The organism is Agrobacterium leguminum, assembly GCF_015704895.1.
GTDB classification, from domain to species: domain Bacteria; phylum Pseudomonadota; class Alphaproteobacteria; order Rhizobiales; family Rhizobiaceae; genus Agrobacterium; species Agrobacterium leguminum.
Genome location: NZ_JADQWB010000002.1, coordinates 261,547 through 276,092, shown reverse-complemented (window position 1 = coordinate 276,092; position 14,546 = coordinate 261,547). Strand labels below are relative to the sequence as shown.

At 59.9% G+C, this 14,546-nt stretch carries 15 protein-coding genes and 1 tRNA gene; 8 read left to right on the top strand and 8 right to left on the bottom strand.

All coding sequences use genetic code 11. The annotated features are described in order from the left end of the window. Positions 1-64: 64 nt before the first annotated feature. Positions 65-1,009 carry a nucleoside hydrolase gene (locus I3J13_RS04240; protein WP_174055947.1) on the bottom strand — a complete coding sequence of 315 codons (945 nt, stop codon included), beginning with the start codon at positions 1,007-1,009 and terminating at the stop codon, positions 65-67. Between the two features lie 206 nt (positions 1,010-1,215). Here I3J13_RS04240 and I3J13_RS04235 point away from each other — a divergent pair, with 206 nt between their 5' ends. Together I3J13_RS04235 and I3J13_RS04230 are read left to right on the top strand one after the other, a co-directional pair. Beyond that, the gene (locus I3J13_RS04235; protein ID WP_080791469.1) at positions 1,216-1,641 is read left to right on the top strand and encodes an Hsp20 family protein; all 426 of its coding nucleotides are present in this window, start codon (positions 1,216-1,218) and stop codon (positions 1,639-1,641) included. A 56-nt stretch (positions 1,642-1,697) separates the two neighbouring features. Further along, entirely contained in the window at positions 1,698-1,955 is a 258-nt protein-coding gene (locus tag I3J13_RS04230; RefSeq protein WP_003520040.1) for a BQ00720 family protein, read from the top strand. A 41-nt stretch (positions 1,956-1,996) separates the two neighbouring features. Here I3J13_RS04230 and I3J13_RS04225 read toward each other — a convergent pair whose 3' ends face one another. Together I3J13_RS04225 and I3J13_RS04220 are read right to left on the bottom strand one after the other, a co-directional pair. Continuing rightward, positions 1,997-2,614 (bottom strand): EF-hand domain-containing protein, encoded by a 618-nt coding sequence (locus tag I3J13_RS04225; protein WP_196378083.1) that lies wholly within the window; start codon positions 2,612-2,614, stop codon positions 1,997-1,999. Positions 2,615-2,714: 100 nt separating this feature from the next. Then, the gene (locus I3J13_RS04220) at positions 2,715-3,428 is read right to left on the bottom strand and encodes a pyrimidine 5'-nucleotidase (RefSeq protein WP_035263943.1); all 714 of its coding nucleotides are present in this window, start codon (positions 3,426-3,428) and stop codon (positions 2,715-2,717) included. Between the two features lie 106 nt (positions 3,429-3,534). Between I3J13_RS04220 and I3J13_RS04215 the strand changes: the two genes are divergently transcribed. After that, on the top strand, positions 3,535-4,452 hold the full coding sequence (locus I3J13_RS04215; RefSeq protein WP_196378082.1) for a DMT family transporter: 918 nt from the start codon (positions 3,535-3,537) through the stop codon (positions 4,450-4,452). 46 nt (positions 4,453-4,498) lie between these two features. Here the strand turns inward: I3J13_RS04215 and argB are convergent, their stop codons facing one another. Further along, positions 4,499-5,383: an acetylglutamate kinase gene (gene argB, locus I3J13_RS04210; RefSeq protein ID WP_003503698.1), complete on the bottom strand. Its 885-nt coding sequence runs from the start codon at positions 5,381-5,383 to the stop codon at positions 4,499-4,501. A 270-nt stretch (positions 5,384-5,653) separates the two neighbouring features. On the opposite strand from argB, the gene I3J13_RS04205 reads away from it, so the two are divergent. Beyond that, positions 5,654-6,031, top strand: a complete 378-nt coding sequence (locus I3J13_RS04205; protein WP_020812283.1) for a hypothetical protein — start codon at positions 5,654-5,656, stop codon at positions 6,029-6,031. A gap of 12 nt (positions 6,032-6,043) precedes the next feature. On the opposite strand, the gene yihA is transcribed toward I3J13_RS04205, so the two are convergent. Genes yihA through rpmH form a run of 4 tightly spaced genes read right to left on the bottom strand, consistent with a single transcriptional unit; the run spans position 6,044 to position 9,053 of the window. Continuing rightward, complete coding sequence (gene yihA, locus I3J13_RS04200) at positions 6,044-6,697, bottom strand: ribosome biogenesis GTP-binding protein YihA/YsxC (protein WP_196378081.1); 654 nt, start codon at positions 6,695-6,697, stop codon at positions 6,044-6,046. Next, positions 6,694-8,496, bottom strand: a complete 1,803-nt coding sequence (gene yidC, locus I3J13_RS04195; RefSeq protein ID WP_003520032.1) for a membrane protein insertase YidC — start codon at positions 8,494-8,496, stop codon at positions 6,694-6,696. Before yidC ends, yihA begins: the two co-directional genes overlap by 4 nt. Next, complete coding sequence (gene rnpA, locus I3J13_RS04190; protein ID WP_065654558.1) at positions 8,496-8,879, bottom strand: ribonuclease P protein component; 384 nt, start codon at positions 8,877-8,879, stop codon at positions 8,496-8,498. The genes yidC and rnpA overlap by 1 nt, the downstream gene beginning before the upstream one ends. A gap of 36 nt (positions 8,880-8,915) precedes the next feature. Beyond that, entirely contained in the window at positions 8,916-9,053 is a 138-nt protein-coding gene (rpmH, locus tag I3J13_RS04185) for a 50S ribosomal protein L34 (protein ID WP_003493611.1), read from the bottom strand. 351 nt (positions 9,054-9,404) lie between these two features. On the opposite strand from rpmH, the gene I3J13_RS04180 reads away from it, so the two are divergent. From I3J13_RS04180 to I3J13_RS04165, 4 genes are all read left to right on the top strand, one after another. Beyond that, entirely contained in the window at positions 9,405-11,453 is a 2,049-nt protein-coding gene (locus tag I3J13_RS04180) for a methyl-accepting chemotaxis protein (RefSeq protein WP_196378080.1), read from the top strand. Between the two features lie 249 nt (positions 11,454-11,702). Further along, positions 11,703-13,121: an ATP-binding protein gene (locus I3J13_RS04175; RefSeq protein ID WP_003520029.1), complete on the top strand. Its 1,419-nt coding sequence runs from the start codon at positions 11,703-11,705 to the stop codon at positions 13,119-13,121. A 217-nt stretch (positions 13,122-13,338) separates the two neighbouring features. Continuing rightward, positions 13,339-13,415 (top strand) — tRNA-Arg (locus I3J13_RS04170). Positions 13,416-13,589: 174 nt separating this feature from the next. Beyond that, complete coding sequence (locus I3J13_RS04165) at positions 13,590-14,402, top strand: class I SAM-dependent methyltransferase (protein WP_196378234.1); 813 nt, start codon at positions 13,590-13,592, stop codon at positions 14,400-14,402. The last annotated feature ends 144 nt before the right edge of the window (positions 14,403-14,546 follow it).

Sequence of the window (14,546 nt, the reverse complement as noted above, 5' to 3'; positions counted from 1 at the left end):
TTTCAGCCTCAAATGAAAAGGGCCGCTGGTATCGCCAGCGGCCCTTTTTTAATGTCCGCTTCCATCAGAGACGGGCGAAACGTTCCGTCAGCAACTCGAAGAAGCCGTCGGCATCCACATTGCGCATCACGCGGGCATTGGCGGGCCGTTCGGTAACATTCCACCAGTCCACCACGGTCATGCCCATGGTGAGTTCCGAATGGACCTCGATTTCGACATTGCACTCGCGACCCTGAAACAGTTCGGGTTTGACGAGATAGGCAATGACGGTCGGATCATGCAGCGGGCCGCCGTCCGAACCGTATTTCTCGATGTCGAAACGCTCGAAGAATTCCAGCATTTCCGCCATGGCTATGGCCGGCCGCGTGCCAATGTCGCGAATGCGGTTGACCCGAGCCTTGGTCGTCAGCAACTGATGGGTGACATCGAGCGGCATCATGACGATCGGCATACCGGAGCGGAAGACGATATCGGCGGCCTGCGGGTCGACATAGATGTTGAATTCCGCCGCCGGCGTGATGTTGCCGCCCTCGAAGAAGCCGCCGCCCATCATCACCAATTCCTTGACGCGGTCGGCGATTTCCGGCGCCTTCAGGAGCGCCAGCGCCACATTGGTCAGCGCACCGAGCGTGCAGAGCGTTACGGTGCCGGCGGGTTCCCGCATCAGCGTTTCGATGATGAAATCGACCGCGTGCTGCTTTTGCGCTTCCATGGTCGGCTCATCGAGAACCGGGCCGTCGAGGCCGGTGCTGCCGTGAACGTGCTCGGCGGTGATGGGCTTGCGCACCAGCGGCTTCTCGGCGCCCTCATAGACGGGAATATCGGTGCGGCCGCACAATTCGCTGATGATGCGGATGTTGCGACTGGTGAGCTTCAGCGGAACGTTGCCGGCGACGGCGCACAATCCGAGAATGTCGATTTCCTCCGGGCTTGCGAAGGCGAGCATGATTGCCGCCGCGTCGTCCTGGCCCGGATCGGTGTCGATAATGATTTTTCTGCGTTCTGCCATGTCTTGCCCGCCGTTGAGATGAGCGCTTTTTTCGAGCGGCGGGTGCTCACTTGTCAAGCCTCATTCCCCGGTGTCCCCTTTGCTCGTCGCCGCGTCTTGCGTATTGCGGTTGTGCTTCCCATATTGCAGGGGCCGGTGTGATTGACCGGCGAGGTTGCCGGAAGCGGGACCGCGAAACGTCGCTTGGTTGCAAGGACAAAAGAGACATGAGCCGCATGACGCCATTCACCCACCCGCTTTTGCTGGGTTTTGATGCCATGGAAAAAACGCTGGAGCGCATGGCGAAGGCCAATGACGGCTATCCTCCCTATAATATCGAGCGCCTGCCGGGCAGTGACGATGTGCCGGAACGTCTGCGCATCACCATCGCGGTTGCCGGTTTTTCGCAGGACGATCTGGATGTGACGACGGCCGATAATCAGCTCGTCATTCGCGGACGCCAGCAGGAACAGGAGAAGCGCGATTTTCTCTATCGAGGCATCGCGGCGCGCCAGTTCCAGCGGGTTTTCGTGCTTGCCGATGGCATGCAGGTCAGGGAAGCGCGCCTGCGCAACGGCCTTCTTTCCATCGATCTGGTCCGGCCGGAAATTTCAAACGTGGTGAAGAAAATTAATATTTCCGTCTCAGAGTAGAACGTGAACGCCGGAATCCGACACGAATCGCTCGGCGTGAAGAAGGAGGCTGAAATATGCTGTTGAAAGAAGCGCATGCGCGTCTCACCCAATCCCAGCTCGCCCATATCGGCGAAGGAGAAGTGGGATATATCCGCAAGATCCGCGCGGAAGACGTCAGCCGCTGTTTCCCGGAAGCGCCCGATCTCGATCCGCAATTGGACCTTTGGGCGCTGTTCGGTGCAGATGGTACGCCGATCCTCCTGACGGACAACCGGTCCAGTACGTTTTTCAAGGCTGCCGAAGACGATCTCCAGACCGTCAGCCTGCATTGAAGAAAAAAGCCCGCTTTTGAGCGGGCTTTTTCTTTGGCGGGTTAAAGGAACGGGCGGTCCGGCATGTCGTCGATGGAAATGACGCCGTCCTTGTTCTTGTCCAGCCGTTCGAACATCTTTTCGCCGGCGGCGGTGAATTCGGCCTTGCTGACCTGACCGTTCTCGTCGGTATCGGCCCAGCGGATCAGCGCGAAACCTGCGCCCTTGCCGCCATGCTTGCCCCAGCCCTGATGGCCGAAACGGCCGCCATGTTCGCGCTCGGCATGTCTTTCGGCGCGCTTGCCCTCGGGGCCTTTGCCGTCTTCGGCTTTGGCGTCCTCACGCTCGGGGCGCGGGTTGGCGGCGCGGAAAGCTTCCATCTTCGCCTGGCGATACTCACGCATTTCCTTCGGTGTGATCGAGCCGTCTTTGTCCTTGTCGATCTCGGTGAAGAGCGCGTCCTGACGGGCGGCGAATTCCTCCTTGGAAATCTTGCCGTCCTTGTCGGTGTCAGCTACCTTCAGCAGGTGAACGAAGGCCGCTTCCTGGCGGATCGGCATGCGCTCGCCATGGCCTTTGCCCGGAGCGGGCGGGGCGGCAAAGCTTGCCGTCGCGGCCGTGCCGATCAAAAGGGCTGCGCCAAGAGCAGACAGGGCGATTTTTCGTGTGGTCATCGTCATTACCTTTCTTTGGTGTCCCTGAAGAGAAGATAGTGACGTCCAATGCGCCTCACCACTTAAACATCCGTAAGGTGCATGAAGCTTCGGTAATGTTCGCTGCTCAGCCTGCGATGGTTTTCGTCAGGAAACCGGTTAGGTCGTCGGTGATGTAGTCGATATGCGCATCCGTAACGGCGGGGATTTCCCAGCGTTCCATGATGATGCCCTCGAGATTGGCGGGGACGAGCAGAACGGTCTTCATGCCGAGCGCCTTGGGCGCCGCGAGATTGCGCGGCAAATCCTCGAACATGGCGGCTTTTTGCGTGTCGAGTTTCGCAAGCGCCGCGAACTTCTCATAGGTCGCGCTGGCCGGTTTCGGCAGATAGCCTGCGGCGACGATATCGAAAATATCCTCGAAATGATCGAGAATGCCGAGCGCACCGGCGGCCGCCTGCGCATGTTTGACGCTGCCGTTGGTAAGGATGAATTTGCGGCCCGGCAAAGCCTTGATTGCCTCGCCGAGTTCCGGATGCGGCTTCAGCGCCGAATAATCGATGGCATGGGCGCGTTCCAGAAACTCGTCCGGGCTGATGCCGTAGTGGATCATCAGCCCCTGAAGCGTCGTGCCGTGGTCGTGATAATAGCGTTTCTGCAGCGCTCGGGCCTCGTCGGGATCGAGCTTCAGAAGCTCCGCCACATAGGCCGTCATGTTACGGTCGATCTGCGAAAACAGATTGATGTGATGCGGATAGAGCGTGTTGTCGAGATCGAAGACCCATTCGCTCACATGGTCGAAATCGGCGGCTTCGGGCAGGTTTTTCGGCTTTGTGTCCATGGGCTGCTTTATGCCCGTTTCGAAGGCCGAAGAAAATCGAAAAGACGACGATTGATCAGAAAATCGGGCTTGGCTGCGGCCTCCGGTGCATGATACCGCCAAAGCCATGGAACTCTGGATAGGCATCACTTTCGCAAGCGCGTTCTTGCAGAACCTGCGCTCGACCCTGCAGAAGCACCTCAAGGGCATGATGGGCACAACGGGCGCGACCTTCGTGCGCTTCGTGTTCGGCATGCCTTTCGCTCTCGCTTATCTTGCTTTCCTGCATTTCGGGCTCGGTCGCCCTCTGCCGGTGCCCAACACGTCCTTCGCCGTGTGGGCGACGGTCGGCGCCATGGCGCAGATCGCCGCCACCTTCCTGCTGGTGCACCTGTTCTCGTTCCGCAACTTCGCGGTTGGAACGGCCTATTCCCGCACCGAGCCGGCGCAGGCAGCGCTGTTCGCGCTTATTTTCATCGGGGAAAGCGTCAATGGCGGCACATTGGCGGCCATCGCCATCTCGGTTGCCGGCGTCATGCTGATTTCGGTGGCGCGCACGGAAGTAACGCCCGCTTCCTTCTTCACGTCGATCTTCAGCCGGACAGCGGGTATCGGCCTTGCCTCGGGGGCTTTCTTCGGCCTGTCATCGGTCGCTTATCGATCGGCCTCGCTTGCGCTTGCGCCGAGCCTTCCCGCTCCGGACGCGATGATACAGGCGGGCTTTACCCTCGTTGTCGTCATCGTCATGCAGACAGTGTCGATGTTCCTGTGGATCGTCTGGCTCGAGCGGGAAGAGTTGCGGCGCATCGCCAGGGTGTGGAAACCATCGCTTGCGGTCGGTTTCGTGGGCGCTACGGCCTCGTTCGGCTGGTTCACGGCGATGACCCTGCAGCAGGCCGCCGTGGTGAAGGCATTGGCGCAGGTTGAGATGCTCTTCGCCTTCGCCTCGACCGTGCTTTTCTTCAAGGAGAAAATCAACCGGCTCGAACTCTCCGGCTGCCTGCTGATTGTCGTGGGCGTGCTGTCGCTTCTGGCATTCGGCTGAATGCCTGTCGTGGCGGACAGGCTTGCCGTCCGCCACCTGAAGCCTATCAGGGCACGATGAGCGTGCCGGCGCCTTCCGTGAAGATTTCCAGAAGGACGGAGTGGGGCGTCTTGCCGTTGAGGATCACCACGCCCTGAACACCGGCCTTGATGGCGTCGATGCAGGTCTCGACCTTCGGGATCATACCGCCGGAAATCGTGCCGTCCTTGATGAGCGCACGCGCCTGCGAGACGGTGAGTTCCTTGATGAGTTCCTTGTTCTTGTCGAGAACGCCGGGAACGTCGGTGAGAAACAGCAGACGCGAGGCGTGAAGCGCACCCGCAATCGCGCCGGCGAAGGTATCGGCGTTGATATTGTAGGTGGCACCATCGCGGCCAGGCGCGACCGGGGCGATGACCGGGATCATTTCCGACTTGGCGAGCAGGTCGAGCAGGGTGCGGTCGACTTCGGTGACTTCGCCGACGAAGCCGAGATCGAGCACACGTTCGATATTGCTGTCGGGATCGATGACGGTCTTTTTCGCCTTTTCGGCGAAGACCATGTTGCCGTCCTTGCCGCACAGGCCGATGGCCCATTCGCCCGTCTGGTTGATGAGGGCGACGATTTCCTTGTTGATCGAACCGGCCAGAACCATTTCGACGATCTCGACCGTCTTGGCGTCGGTGACGCGCAGTCCGCCCTCGAATTTCGATTCGATGCCCATCTTGGTCAGCATCGCGCCGATCTGCGGGCCGCCGCCATGTACGACGATGGGGTTAATGCCCGATTGCTTCAAAAGGGCGATGTCTTCCGCGAAAGCCTTGCCGAGCGTGGAATCCCCCATGGCGTGACCGCCATATTTCACCACGATGGTCTTGTTCTCGTATTTCTGCATGAAAGGCAGAGCCTGTGCGAGCAGCCGCGCCTGAGTTTCGCTTTCGGAAGACGTCATCTAAAAACCTCGGTCTGTGGTTGCGGCCGTTGAAAGCCTGTCACCGCTCTAAAGCAAGTCTTTGACGGATGAAATAACCTCCTGGCCTTATTGTGTCGGCAGCGGTCAAATTTCTTTTTTTTGGCTGTCCCGGCCCCGTAATGAGATTGACATAAAGGCCCAATGGGACCAGCCTTGCAGGGGAAAGGGGAGGGGTTAATTCAGGGCGACATGGATGTCGCGCGCCGCGGGAGCGATGCTGACCTGAACGACCGAGGAGCGAGAGACCACATGACGGCACCCGATCGAGACAAGCAAAGCGGTTTGCGGGATGAAGTCCTTGCGGGCGAATATGTGCTGGGTGCCCTGCCGCCGGAAAGCATGGCGGAACTTGCCAAGCGCGTCAAACGCGACCGCCAGTTCGCGGCCATGGTCAGGCGCTGGCGGGACAATCTGGCGGAAACCGAATATCGCGAAAACGCGACCGTCGCCGCGTTGCTGGAACGGGACCCAAGCCGCTCCGGCCTGCCATTCAGGGGCCAGCCGCTACGGGGTGGCAGCATGTTCGCAGCCATGCTTTCGGAGGTCTGGCATTCCGTGCGCTTCTGGCGCCTTCTGGCGTTGACGGCGACGCTCTGGACCGCCGTTCTGCTTTTCACCATCGCCTGAGAGGCGTGCCTCTCAAAGAGAGATCGTTCTGACGATCTCGGCCCGCAGGCTATCCAGCCCGAATGATTTTTCCGAGGATGTGGCGAGAACTTCCGGATAGGCGGCGGGACGCTTGCGGATTTTCTCCAGCGTTTCGCCGATCAGCCGCGGAACGCCGGCATCCTTGATCTTGTCCGTCTTCGTCAGCACGATCTGGTAGGAAACGGCCGCCTTGTCGAGCAGGGTCAGAACCTCCTCGTCGTTCTTTTTCACGCCGTGGCGGGAATCGATCAGCACGTAAACGCGCTTCAGCGTCGCACGGCCGCGCAGATAATCGAAGACGAGCTTCGTCCAGGCGTCGACCTGATCCTTGGGGGCCTGCGCATAACCGTAACCGGGCATGTCGACTAGCGCCATCGGCGGCAGATCGCCCGCTTCGCCGGAATACCCATCCGGAACGAAATAGTTCAGTTCCTGCGTGCGTCCGGGCGTATTGGACGTGCGGGCAAGCCCCTTGTGGCCCACCAGCGCATTGATGAGCGAAGACTTGCCGACATTCGAACGACCGGCGAAGGCAATCTCCGGCGGGCCTTCGGGCGGCAGGAATTTCATTGCGGGAACGCCGCGAATGAAAATCCAGGGTCGCCCGAACAGGGGCTTTTCGGTTGCCGTGCCGGTCTCATTCATTTCGATTGCACCGGCTTTCGCTTGAACAGCCCCTTGATGTTATCGAACAGCTCGATCTTGGCGCCCTGGCGCTTCATGATGACGGCCTGCTGGGTGATGGAGAGCGTATTGTTCCATGCCCAGTAGATGACCAGACCGGCCGGGAAGGAGGCCAGCATGAAGGTGAAGATCAGCGGCATCCAGTTGAAGATCATCGCCTGCGTCGGATCGGGCGGCGTCGGGTTCATGCGCATCTGCAGGAACATGGTGATGCCCATGACAAGCGGCCAGACACCGATCATCAGGAAGTGCGGAACATCATAGGGCAGAAGGCCGAAGAGGTTGAACAGCGACGTCGGATCCGGCGCGGAAAGGTCGTGAATCCAGCCGAAGAACGGCGCATGCCGCATTTCGATGGTGACGTAGATGACCTTGTAGAGCGCGAAGAAGACCGGGATCTGCAAAAGCATCGGCCAGCAGCCGGCAACAGGATTGATCTTCTCTTCCTTGTAGAGCTGCATCATCGCCTGCTGCATGGCCATGCGGTCATCGCCATGCTTGGCCTTCAACTCTTCCATCTTCGGCTGCACGCGCTTCATGTTCGCCATGGAAGCATATTGCTTGCTGGCGAGCGGGAAGAAGAGAGCCTTGACGACGATGGTGGTGAGCAGGATCGCCACGCCGAAATTGCCAAAATAACGGAAGAAGAAATCCATCAGTTTGAACATCGGCTTGGTGATGAAGTAGAACCAGCCCCAGTCGATCAGAAGGTCGAACTTCGGAATGGCGTAGGTCGTCTCGTAACGGTCGACCAGCGGCACTTCCTTGGCGCCAGCGAAAACGAGGCTCTTCAGCTCGATCGACTGGCCGGGCTCGACCGTCAGCGGGTCGCTCTTGAAATCGGCCTGATAGCTCGGCTGATTGCCGGTAATATGCGAATAACGGGTTTCGAACGGCGTCGTCTGCGGCGGAACGATGGCTGCGGCCCAATATTTGTCGGTGATGCCGAGCCAGCCGCCGGTCGCCTTGGCAACCGTTACCGGTGCTTCTTCGACGTCCTTGTATTTTTCTTCCGTCAGGCTGCCGTCTTTGCCCGAGACGCCGAGGAAACCTTCATGGATGACGAAGACCGGGGGAACTGCGGGCTTGTTGTTGCGCGTCACACGGCCATAGGTGGCGAAGGAGATCGCCGCCTGTCCAGGGTTCTCCACCTTGTCGGCAACGGAGATCATGTAATGCTCGTCGATCGAAACCGTGCGGGAGAAAATCACACCCTTGGAATTGGTGTAGGTGAGGGTGACCGGGGTGGTTTCCGTCAGCTTGTCGCCGCTTGCCAGCGTCCAAACGGTGGTCGGGCCGGGAACGCCGCCGACTTCCTGTGCTGCAACGTAACCGAGTTCGGTGAAGTAGCCGTCCTTGGTGTCGGAGGGCGAAAACAGCGTGATGATCGGGCTCGAGTCATCGACGGTCTCATGGTAGTCCTTGAGCCGGATGTCATCGAAGCGGGCGCCGGTAAGGTTGATCGAGCCGGCGATGGCGTTGGTCTCGATGGCCACACGCTGGGTTCTCGCAATCGACTCTTCGCGGGTCGCCGTGGCGGCAGTCTGCGGTGAGGAGGCGGGCGGTGCGCCTTCGACGGCAGCACCTGGTGCGGCGCCCGGCGCCGGCTGCTGTTGCTGCGTCGTCTGCTGCTGCGCCTGGCGGGCCTCTTCGGCGCGGCGCTGCTGCTCGATACGCGGATTCATGTAAAGGAATTGCCAGGCGAGGACGATGACAACCGAAAGGGCTATCGCGATGAAGTAATTACGGTTCTTTTCCATCATTCTTTCCTGGAGCGGGTCTCCTGGGACCGTTTCGGTTTCGCCGTTCCTTCAATTCGCTCGTTAAGGAGAGACTGAAGTTTCGGGAAGGCCGTATCGAGCACGTCCCTGCGGGCGACAATCACATAGTCATGACCGGGCTTCATTGCGAATCCGGCAGAAAGCCTGACGGCTTCCTTGAGACGGCGGCGCATGCGATTTCGCTCGACCGCGTTGCCTTGTCTTTTCGTTACGGTAAAACCGACGCGAGGCTCGGTTTCCGGGGTTTTCCGGTCAAGCACTTCCAGAAGAAAGGTGCCTCCCCGCCGTTTTTCTCCTGCCTGAACGGCAAGGAAATCCGACCGGTTTTTAAGCCGGCCGGGCAGTTTTCCTGTCTTACTCATGTGCCCGCGACTTTCACCGGGTCACAGAGGCGGCAATTAAGCCGAAAGACGAGCGCGGCCGCGCGCACGGCGGGCTGCGAGAACCTTGCGGCCGCCGGCGGTAGCCATACGGGCGCGGAAGCCATGGCGACGCTTGCGGACAAGCTTGGACGGTTGGTAAGTACGCTTCGACATTTATTTAATACCGCGGTGTGCGGCCCTTCTTGAATTTGCAATAATTTGCAAGAGCGTTTCGTTTTTTGCACGGCTAACCCCGCCTGGGCGAGCTTTCAATGGCCGAGCGTGCGCGGCTTATAAGGGTATAGGCCGAGCAAAGTCAATTGCCGAAGGGGTTTTCGCGCTTCACCTTTTGCGGAAAACGCACCGCCATCTCCTTCGCCGACTGCCGATAGAGGCCGATTCCGGCGCGCAATCGATAAAATCTGAAATTCTTTCTTAACGCAGCATTGATAAATCTTGTGACGCGAAAAGTTATGCCAGCTTCCCATTTTCATCGCGCGGCTGGTTTTTGTTGGGGGAACGAAGTTGAGAATTCGCGGTCGTATCAATCTACTTGTCGGGCTGATGAGCCTTGTGGCCTGTACCATTGGCGGGCTGTCCATCTATGCGATCAACGAATTCCGGGTTCGGTCGCATCATTTCGAGGAAACCGCCGAGAGGGCCTACAAGGGCGAGGCGCTCAACCGTCTGGTAACGGCGGTCGTCATGGAGGCACGCGGTGTCTACGCGGCAGCCGATGTGGCGGCAGCCACCCCCTTTGCCGACGGCATGGTCAAAAACCTCGACGCCATGGAAAAGCTCATTGCCAGCTGGGCGCCGCTCGTGCCGGCGGAACAGCAGGCGAGTTTCGACAAGCTTGTCGGTCGGTCCAAGGAATTCCGCACCTTCCGTCTGGAGACCGTGCGACTGGCGAAGGAAAACGGGCCGCAGGCGGCCAGCCAGCAGGGCAATAACGAGGCGAACCGCGCCAACCGCAAGGCCTATCAGGCGGAGATCGACAGCGTCGTGAAAAACGACCTTGCCGAGCTCGAAGTCGTGAAGGCGGGAGTCGATTCTTTCAGCACCGCCATATTCTGGGTGATCGTCGCGGTGACGGTTGCCGGTGTCGGCGCGGGAGCCGCCTTCGGCCTCTACATCGGAACGCGGCAGCTCAGCGCGCCGATCCGCAGGGTTTCGCAGGTGATGAATGCCGTGGCCGATGGAAATCTCGACGCGGACGTCCCCTATCTCGGCCGCAACGACGAAATCGGCGAAATGGCTGCGGCCGTCGAGGTCTTCAAGAAAAACGGCAGCGAAGTGCGCCGCATGAATGCGCAGGAAGCCGCCATGCGCGCCAAGAGCGACGATCTGCAGGCCGGCATGGCCATCGTCGTCGACGCTGCGGCCCAGGGCGATTTCAGCCGCCGCATCAACAAGGATTATGGCGACGACAACCTCAATCGTTTCGCCGCGACGATCAATTCGCTCCTCACCGGCGTCCATAATGGCGTATCCGAGACCAGCCGCGTCATCGAAGGCCTTGCGCGGGGCGATCTGACGGAGAGAATGGATGGCGAGTTCCGCGGCGTCTTCGCCGAACTCCAGGGGAACGTCAACCAGACGCTGACGAAGCTGCGCGAGACGATGCGCGAAGTGCGCGGTAGCACGGAAGGCATCAGCGGCAACGCAAACGAATTGCGCTCGGCGGCCGACGACCTGTCGAAGCGGACCGAACAGCAGGCGGCGGCGCTGGAGGAAACCTCCGCCGCTCTGGATGAGATTACCGCCGTCGTCCGCAATTCGACCGATCGTGCGCAGGAAGCCAGCGCCATGGTTGCCGAAACGAAGCAGAAGACGGAAGAGTCCGCCAATGTCGTGCGCGATGCCGTGTCCGCCATGGATCGCATCGAGCACGCCTCGCGCGAAATCAGCCAGATCATCAATGTCATCGACGAAATCGCCTTCCAGACGAACCTGCTGGCGCTGAATGCCGGTGTGGAAGCCGCCCGTGCGGGTGAAGCGGGCAAGGGCTTTGCCGTCGTCGCTCAGGAAGTGCGAGAACTTGCGCAACGATCCGCAACGGCCGCGAAGGACATCAAGGCGCTGATCACCAAATCCGGCGAGGAGGTCGGGCGTGGCGTATCGCTGGTGCAGAGAACCGGCGGCGCACTGAGCGAGATCGAGACCCGCGTTCTGGCAATCAACGAGCACATCCATTCGATCGCCACGGCAGCCAGGGAACAGTCCACCGGCCTGCATGAGGTGAATACCGCCATCAACCAGATGGACCAGGTAACGCAGCGCAACGCCGCCATGGTGGAGGAGACCTCGGCCGCAACCCATAAGCTGAGCAGCGAGGCCGACCATCTCGTGACGCTCGTGGCGCGCTTCAACGTCGGCGCGGAGAATGTGCAGCGCAGCCCCCGCATCGAGCAGCCCGCAAGGCCGATGACGGCCTCCGCTGGACCGGTGGCAGTCTCCGGCAGGACGCAGGCGGTGGCGTCTCCGGCCCGCAAATTGATGAACAGCGTCAGCCGCGCCCTCAATGCCCAGCCTGTGGCAGCACCCGCGCATGGCGACTGGCAGGAATTCTAGGCGACCAGCGGTCCGCTTCAAACCGAATTATCTTCGAACGCCGCCCCTGCCGAGCGGCGTTTGTTTTTCCGGCAATGAAAACCTTTATTTTGCAGCGCATTGGAAAAATATCCATTAGGTCCTATTATCATCGCTGCATATAAACCGAGCCGTTCCACGCAAGCAGCGGCGCGCATACAGGATCATGGCCCGGTGTTTTCTAAAGGCGTAGACAGCTTGGACCGCACGCAAGACGATCCGGTGCATTGCATGCCGGGATTGACCGCCGGTCTTTCGGGACGGCTGCTGCTGCTCACGGTCATCTTCGTGATGATCGCCGAAGTGCTGATCTTCGTGCCTTCCGTCGCCAATATGCGTCTTTCATGGTTGCGCGACCGTCTGAACACGGCTGCGGCCGCCGGCGCTGTCATCGACGGCCTGCAGGCCGAACTGCCGCGAAGCGTGCAGAACGACACGCTGATGGCGACAGGGGCGAAGCTTATCGCGCTGCGCAAGGACGGCACCTCACGCCTGCTCGCCGTGGCGGAAACGCCGCCGGGTGTCGATGAGCAATATGATCTTTCCGACGTTTCGCAGGTGGCGGCGGTGCGGGACGCCTTTTCCACCCTGCTGTTCGGCGGCAACCGCGTCATCCGCGTTTTCGATGTCGTCGGCGACAGCGACACGATCATCGAACTGGTGCTCGGCGAAAACAAGCTGCGGGCGGCAATGCTTGCCTATGCCCGCAACGTTTTCCTGATTTCCATCGTCCTGTCGCTGATCACCGCAGGCCTGATCTTCATTTCCATCAACCGCATCATGATCCGGCCCATACGCCGGCTGACGCTCGGCATGCAGAACTTTTCGGAGGATCCGGGCAATCCCGAGCGGATTTTCGTGCCCGAGCAGGGGGCAGACGAGCTGGCGGTTGCGGGCCGCCACCTTGCCGACATGCAGACTGAACTGCAGAAAACCCTGCGCCAGCAGAAGAACCTCGTGGATCTCGGCCTCGCGGTCTCCAAGATCAATCACGACATGCGCAACATCCTGTCTTCCGCGCAGCTCATGTCGGACCGTCTGGTGGATGCCAAGGATCCGATGGTCAGGAGCTTCGCGCCGAAACTGCTGCGCACCATCGACCGCGCCGTGGCCTATACCGGCGAAGTTCTGGCCTATGGCCAGGCGACTGAAGGCGCACCGAAACGCAAGATGGTGCAGTTGAGCCTTCTGGTGCGGGATGTGCGCGATATTCTGGCGCTCGATCCGGATAGCGGCATCGAGTTTCAGGACAGCGTGCCATCCGACCTCACGGTCGATGCGGATTCCGAGCAGCTTTTCCGGGTCATCCACAATCTCTGTCGCAATGCCGTTCAGGCCCTGCAATCGGATACCGCGAATGCCGCGCTTCGGCATCTCTCCATCTCGGCCCAGAGGGCCGGCAGCGTCGTCAGCATCGTCATCGACGACAATGGACCGGGCATGCCGCGCAAGGCCAAGGAGAACCTGTTTTCCGCTTTCAGGGGTTCGGCCCGCTCCGGCGGCACGGGCCTCGGGCTGGTCATTGCCCGCGAACTCGTGCTTGCCCATGGCGGCACGATCGCGCTCGTCGAAAAGCCCGGTCCCGGCACGCAGTTCCGCATCGAGATCGCCGACCGCGCCGCTTCCGTACAGGCGGCCAGAACCGCCTGAAAAACCTGCTCCGCAGCCGGTTAGCGCAATCATTCTCCTCGCCCAAACGGACATGGTATCTGGCCCGTGGAAAATGACCCTCATGGAATTTCCAATAAAATCAATGTGATACATGAATTGCTGCGGAAAAATGACAATTTCGAAGCGAAATCGCTTGCATTCGGAATGAGGACGTTTTAGAGGATCGCCACGCCACCGGAAACGACCGGAACGGCACGCACCCGTAGCTCAGCTGGATAGAGCACCAGACTACGAATCTGGGGGTCAGGAGTTCGAATCTCTTCGGGTGCGCCATTTCTCTTCCCATAAAATGAAGTCCTGAAACAATCGCCTTCACGCGCGATATGGCTGATATCGGCAAGTCCGTTCAGGCGGATGCTTCGACGCTCCGCAGGACCGCGTGAATTCCGAACGTCCCGAATATGTGCTAAAGTCACCCGGTCATCAGCTGTTCCCGGGGTGAAAGCCATGTTGGAAGCGGACAAGGTGTTTGCGGGTTCGATTCCGGAAAATTACGACTGCTATATGGTGCCGCTGATTTTTGCGCCATTCGCCGCCGATCTGGCGCGTCGGGCGGCGGCCTTGATGCCGATTGATATTCTGGAAATCGCCGCAGGCACCGGCGCCGTCACGCGCGAATTGGCTTCCCGATTATTGCCCGCGGCAAACTATGTGGTAACCGACCTCAACCAGCCGATGCTCGATTTTGCGGCGTCGCAACAGGCGCCGGATCGCCGCATAAAATGGCAGCAGGTGGATGCCCAGACACTGCCTTTTGAAAGCGCCGTTTTCGATCTCGTCTTCTGCCAGTTCGGCGCTATGTTCTTTAATGATCGCTTGTCGGCTTATCGCGAGGCAAAGCGGGTATTGAAGCCCGGCGGACATTATTTATTCAATGTATGGGACCGCATCGAGGAAAATCACTTCGCGGATGACGTGACGAACGCCCTGGCGCGCCTGTTCCCCGACGATCCGCCGCGCTTCATGGCCCGTACCCCGCACGGTTATCATGACACGGCACTCATTCGCCGCGAGCTGGAGGAGGCCGGTTTTTCCCGCGTGACGATTGAAACGGTGACCGCGCAGAGCCGCGCCTCTTCACCGCGCATTCCGGCCATGGCTTATTGTCAGGGAACCGTGCTTAGGACGGAAATAGAGGCGAGAGCACCGGGACGGCTCGACACCGCGACAGATTGCGCCGCCGCAGCCATTGAAGCGCGGCATGGCGGTGGCGCGGTTGCCGCGAAAATTCAGGCGCATGTGATTCTCGCCGCCGTTTAAACCGGCGCTGCCGACCCGGTTCTCAGTCTATAAATGCCTGCGGAGAATATTTGAGCAATACCCCCTAAATATTAGTGGTTTTGGGTGGAGGCCTATACCAAAGGGTTTTCCGATAGTCCAAGATTACCGGGCTTTCGAGTGTCA

Excerpts from the sequence above, each read along its gene's own strand:
- I3J13_RS04240 (WP_174055947.1), bottom strand. The coding sequence starts at position 1,009 with ATGGCAGAACGCAGAAAAATCATTATCGACACCGATCCGGGCCAGGAC.
- I3J13_RS04235 (WP_080791469.1), top strand. The coding sequence starts at position 1,216 with ATGAGCCGCATGACGCCATTCACCCACCCGCTTTTGCTGGGTTTTGAT.
- I3J13_RS04230 (WP_003520040.1), top strand. The coding sequence starts at position 1,698 with ATGCTGTTGAAAGAAGCGCATGCGCGTCTCACCCAATCCCAGCTCGCC.
- I3J13_RS04225 (WP_196378083.1), bottom strand. The coding sequence starts at position 2,614 with ATGACGATGACCACACGAAAAATCGCCCTGTCTGCTCTTGGCGCAGCC.
- I3J13_RS04220 (WP_035263943.1), bottom strand. The coding sequence starts at position 3,428 with ATGGACACAAAGCCGAAAAACCTGCCCGAAGCCGCCGATTTCGACCAT.
- I3J13_RS04215 (WP_196378082.1), top strand. The coding sequence starts at position 3,535 with ATGGAACTCTGGATAGGCATCACTTTCGCAAGCGCGTTCTTGCAGAAC.
- argB (WP_003503698.1), bottom strand. The coding sequence starts at position 5,383 with ATGACGTCTTCCGAAAGCGAAACTCAGGCGCGGCTGCTCGCACAGGCT.
- I3J13_RS04205 (WP_020812283.1), top strand. The coding sequence starts at position 5,654 with ATGACGGCACCCGATCGAGACAAGCAAAGCGGTTTGCGGGATGAAGTC.
- yihA (WP_196378081.1), bottom strand. The coding sequence starts at position 6,697 with ATGAATGAGACCGGCACGGCAACCGAAAAGCCCCTGTTCGGGCGACCC.
- yidC (WP_003520032.1), bottom strand. The coding sequence starts at position 8,496 with ATGGAAAAGAACCGTAATTACTTCATCGCGATAGCCCTTTCGGTTGTC.
- rnpA (WP_065654558.1), bottom strand. The coding sequence starts at position 8,879 with ATGAGTAAGACAGGAAAACTGCCCGGCCGGCTTAAAAACCGGTCGGAT.
- rpmH (WP_003493611.1), bottom strand. The coding sequence starts at position 9,053 with ATGTCGAAGCGTACTTACCAACCGTCCAAGCTTGTCCGCAAGCGTCGC.
- I3J13_RS04175 (WP_003520029.1), top strand. The coding sequence starts at position 11,703 with ATGCCGGGATTGACCGCCGGTCTTTCGGGACGGCTGCTGCTGCTCACG.
- I3J13_RS04165 (WP_196378234.1), top strand. The coding sequence starts at position 13,590 with ATGTTGGAAGCGGACAAGGTGTTTGCGGGTTCGATTCCGGAAAATTAC.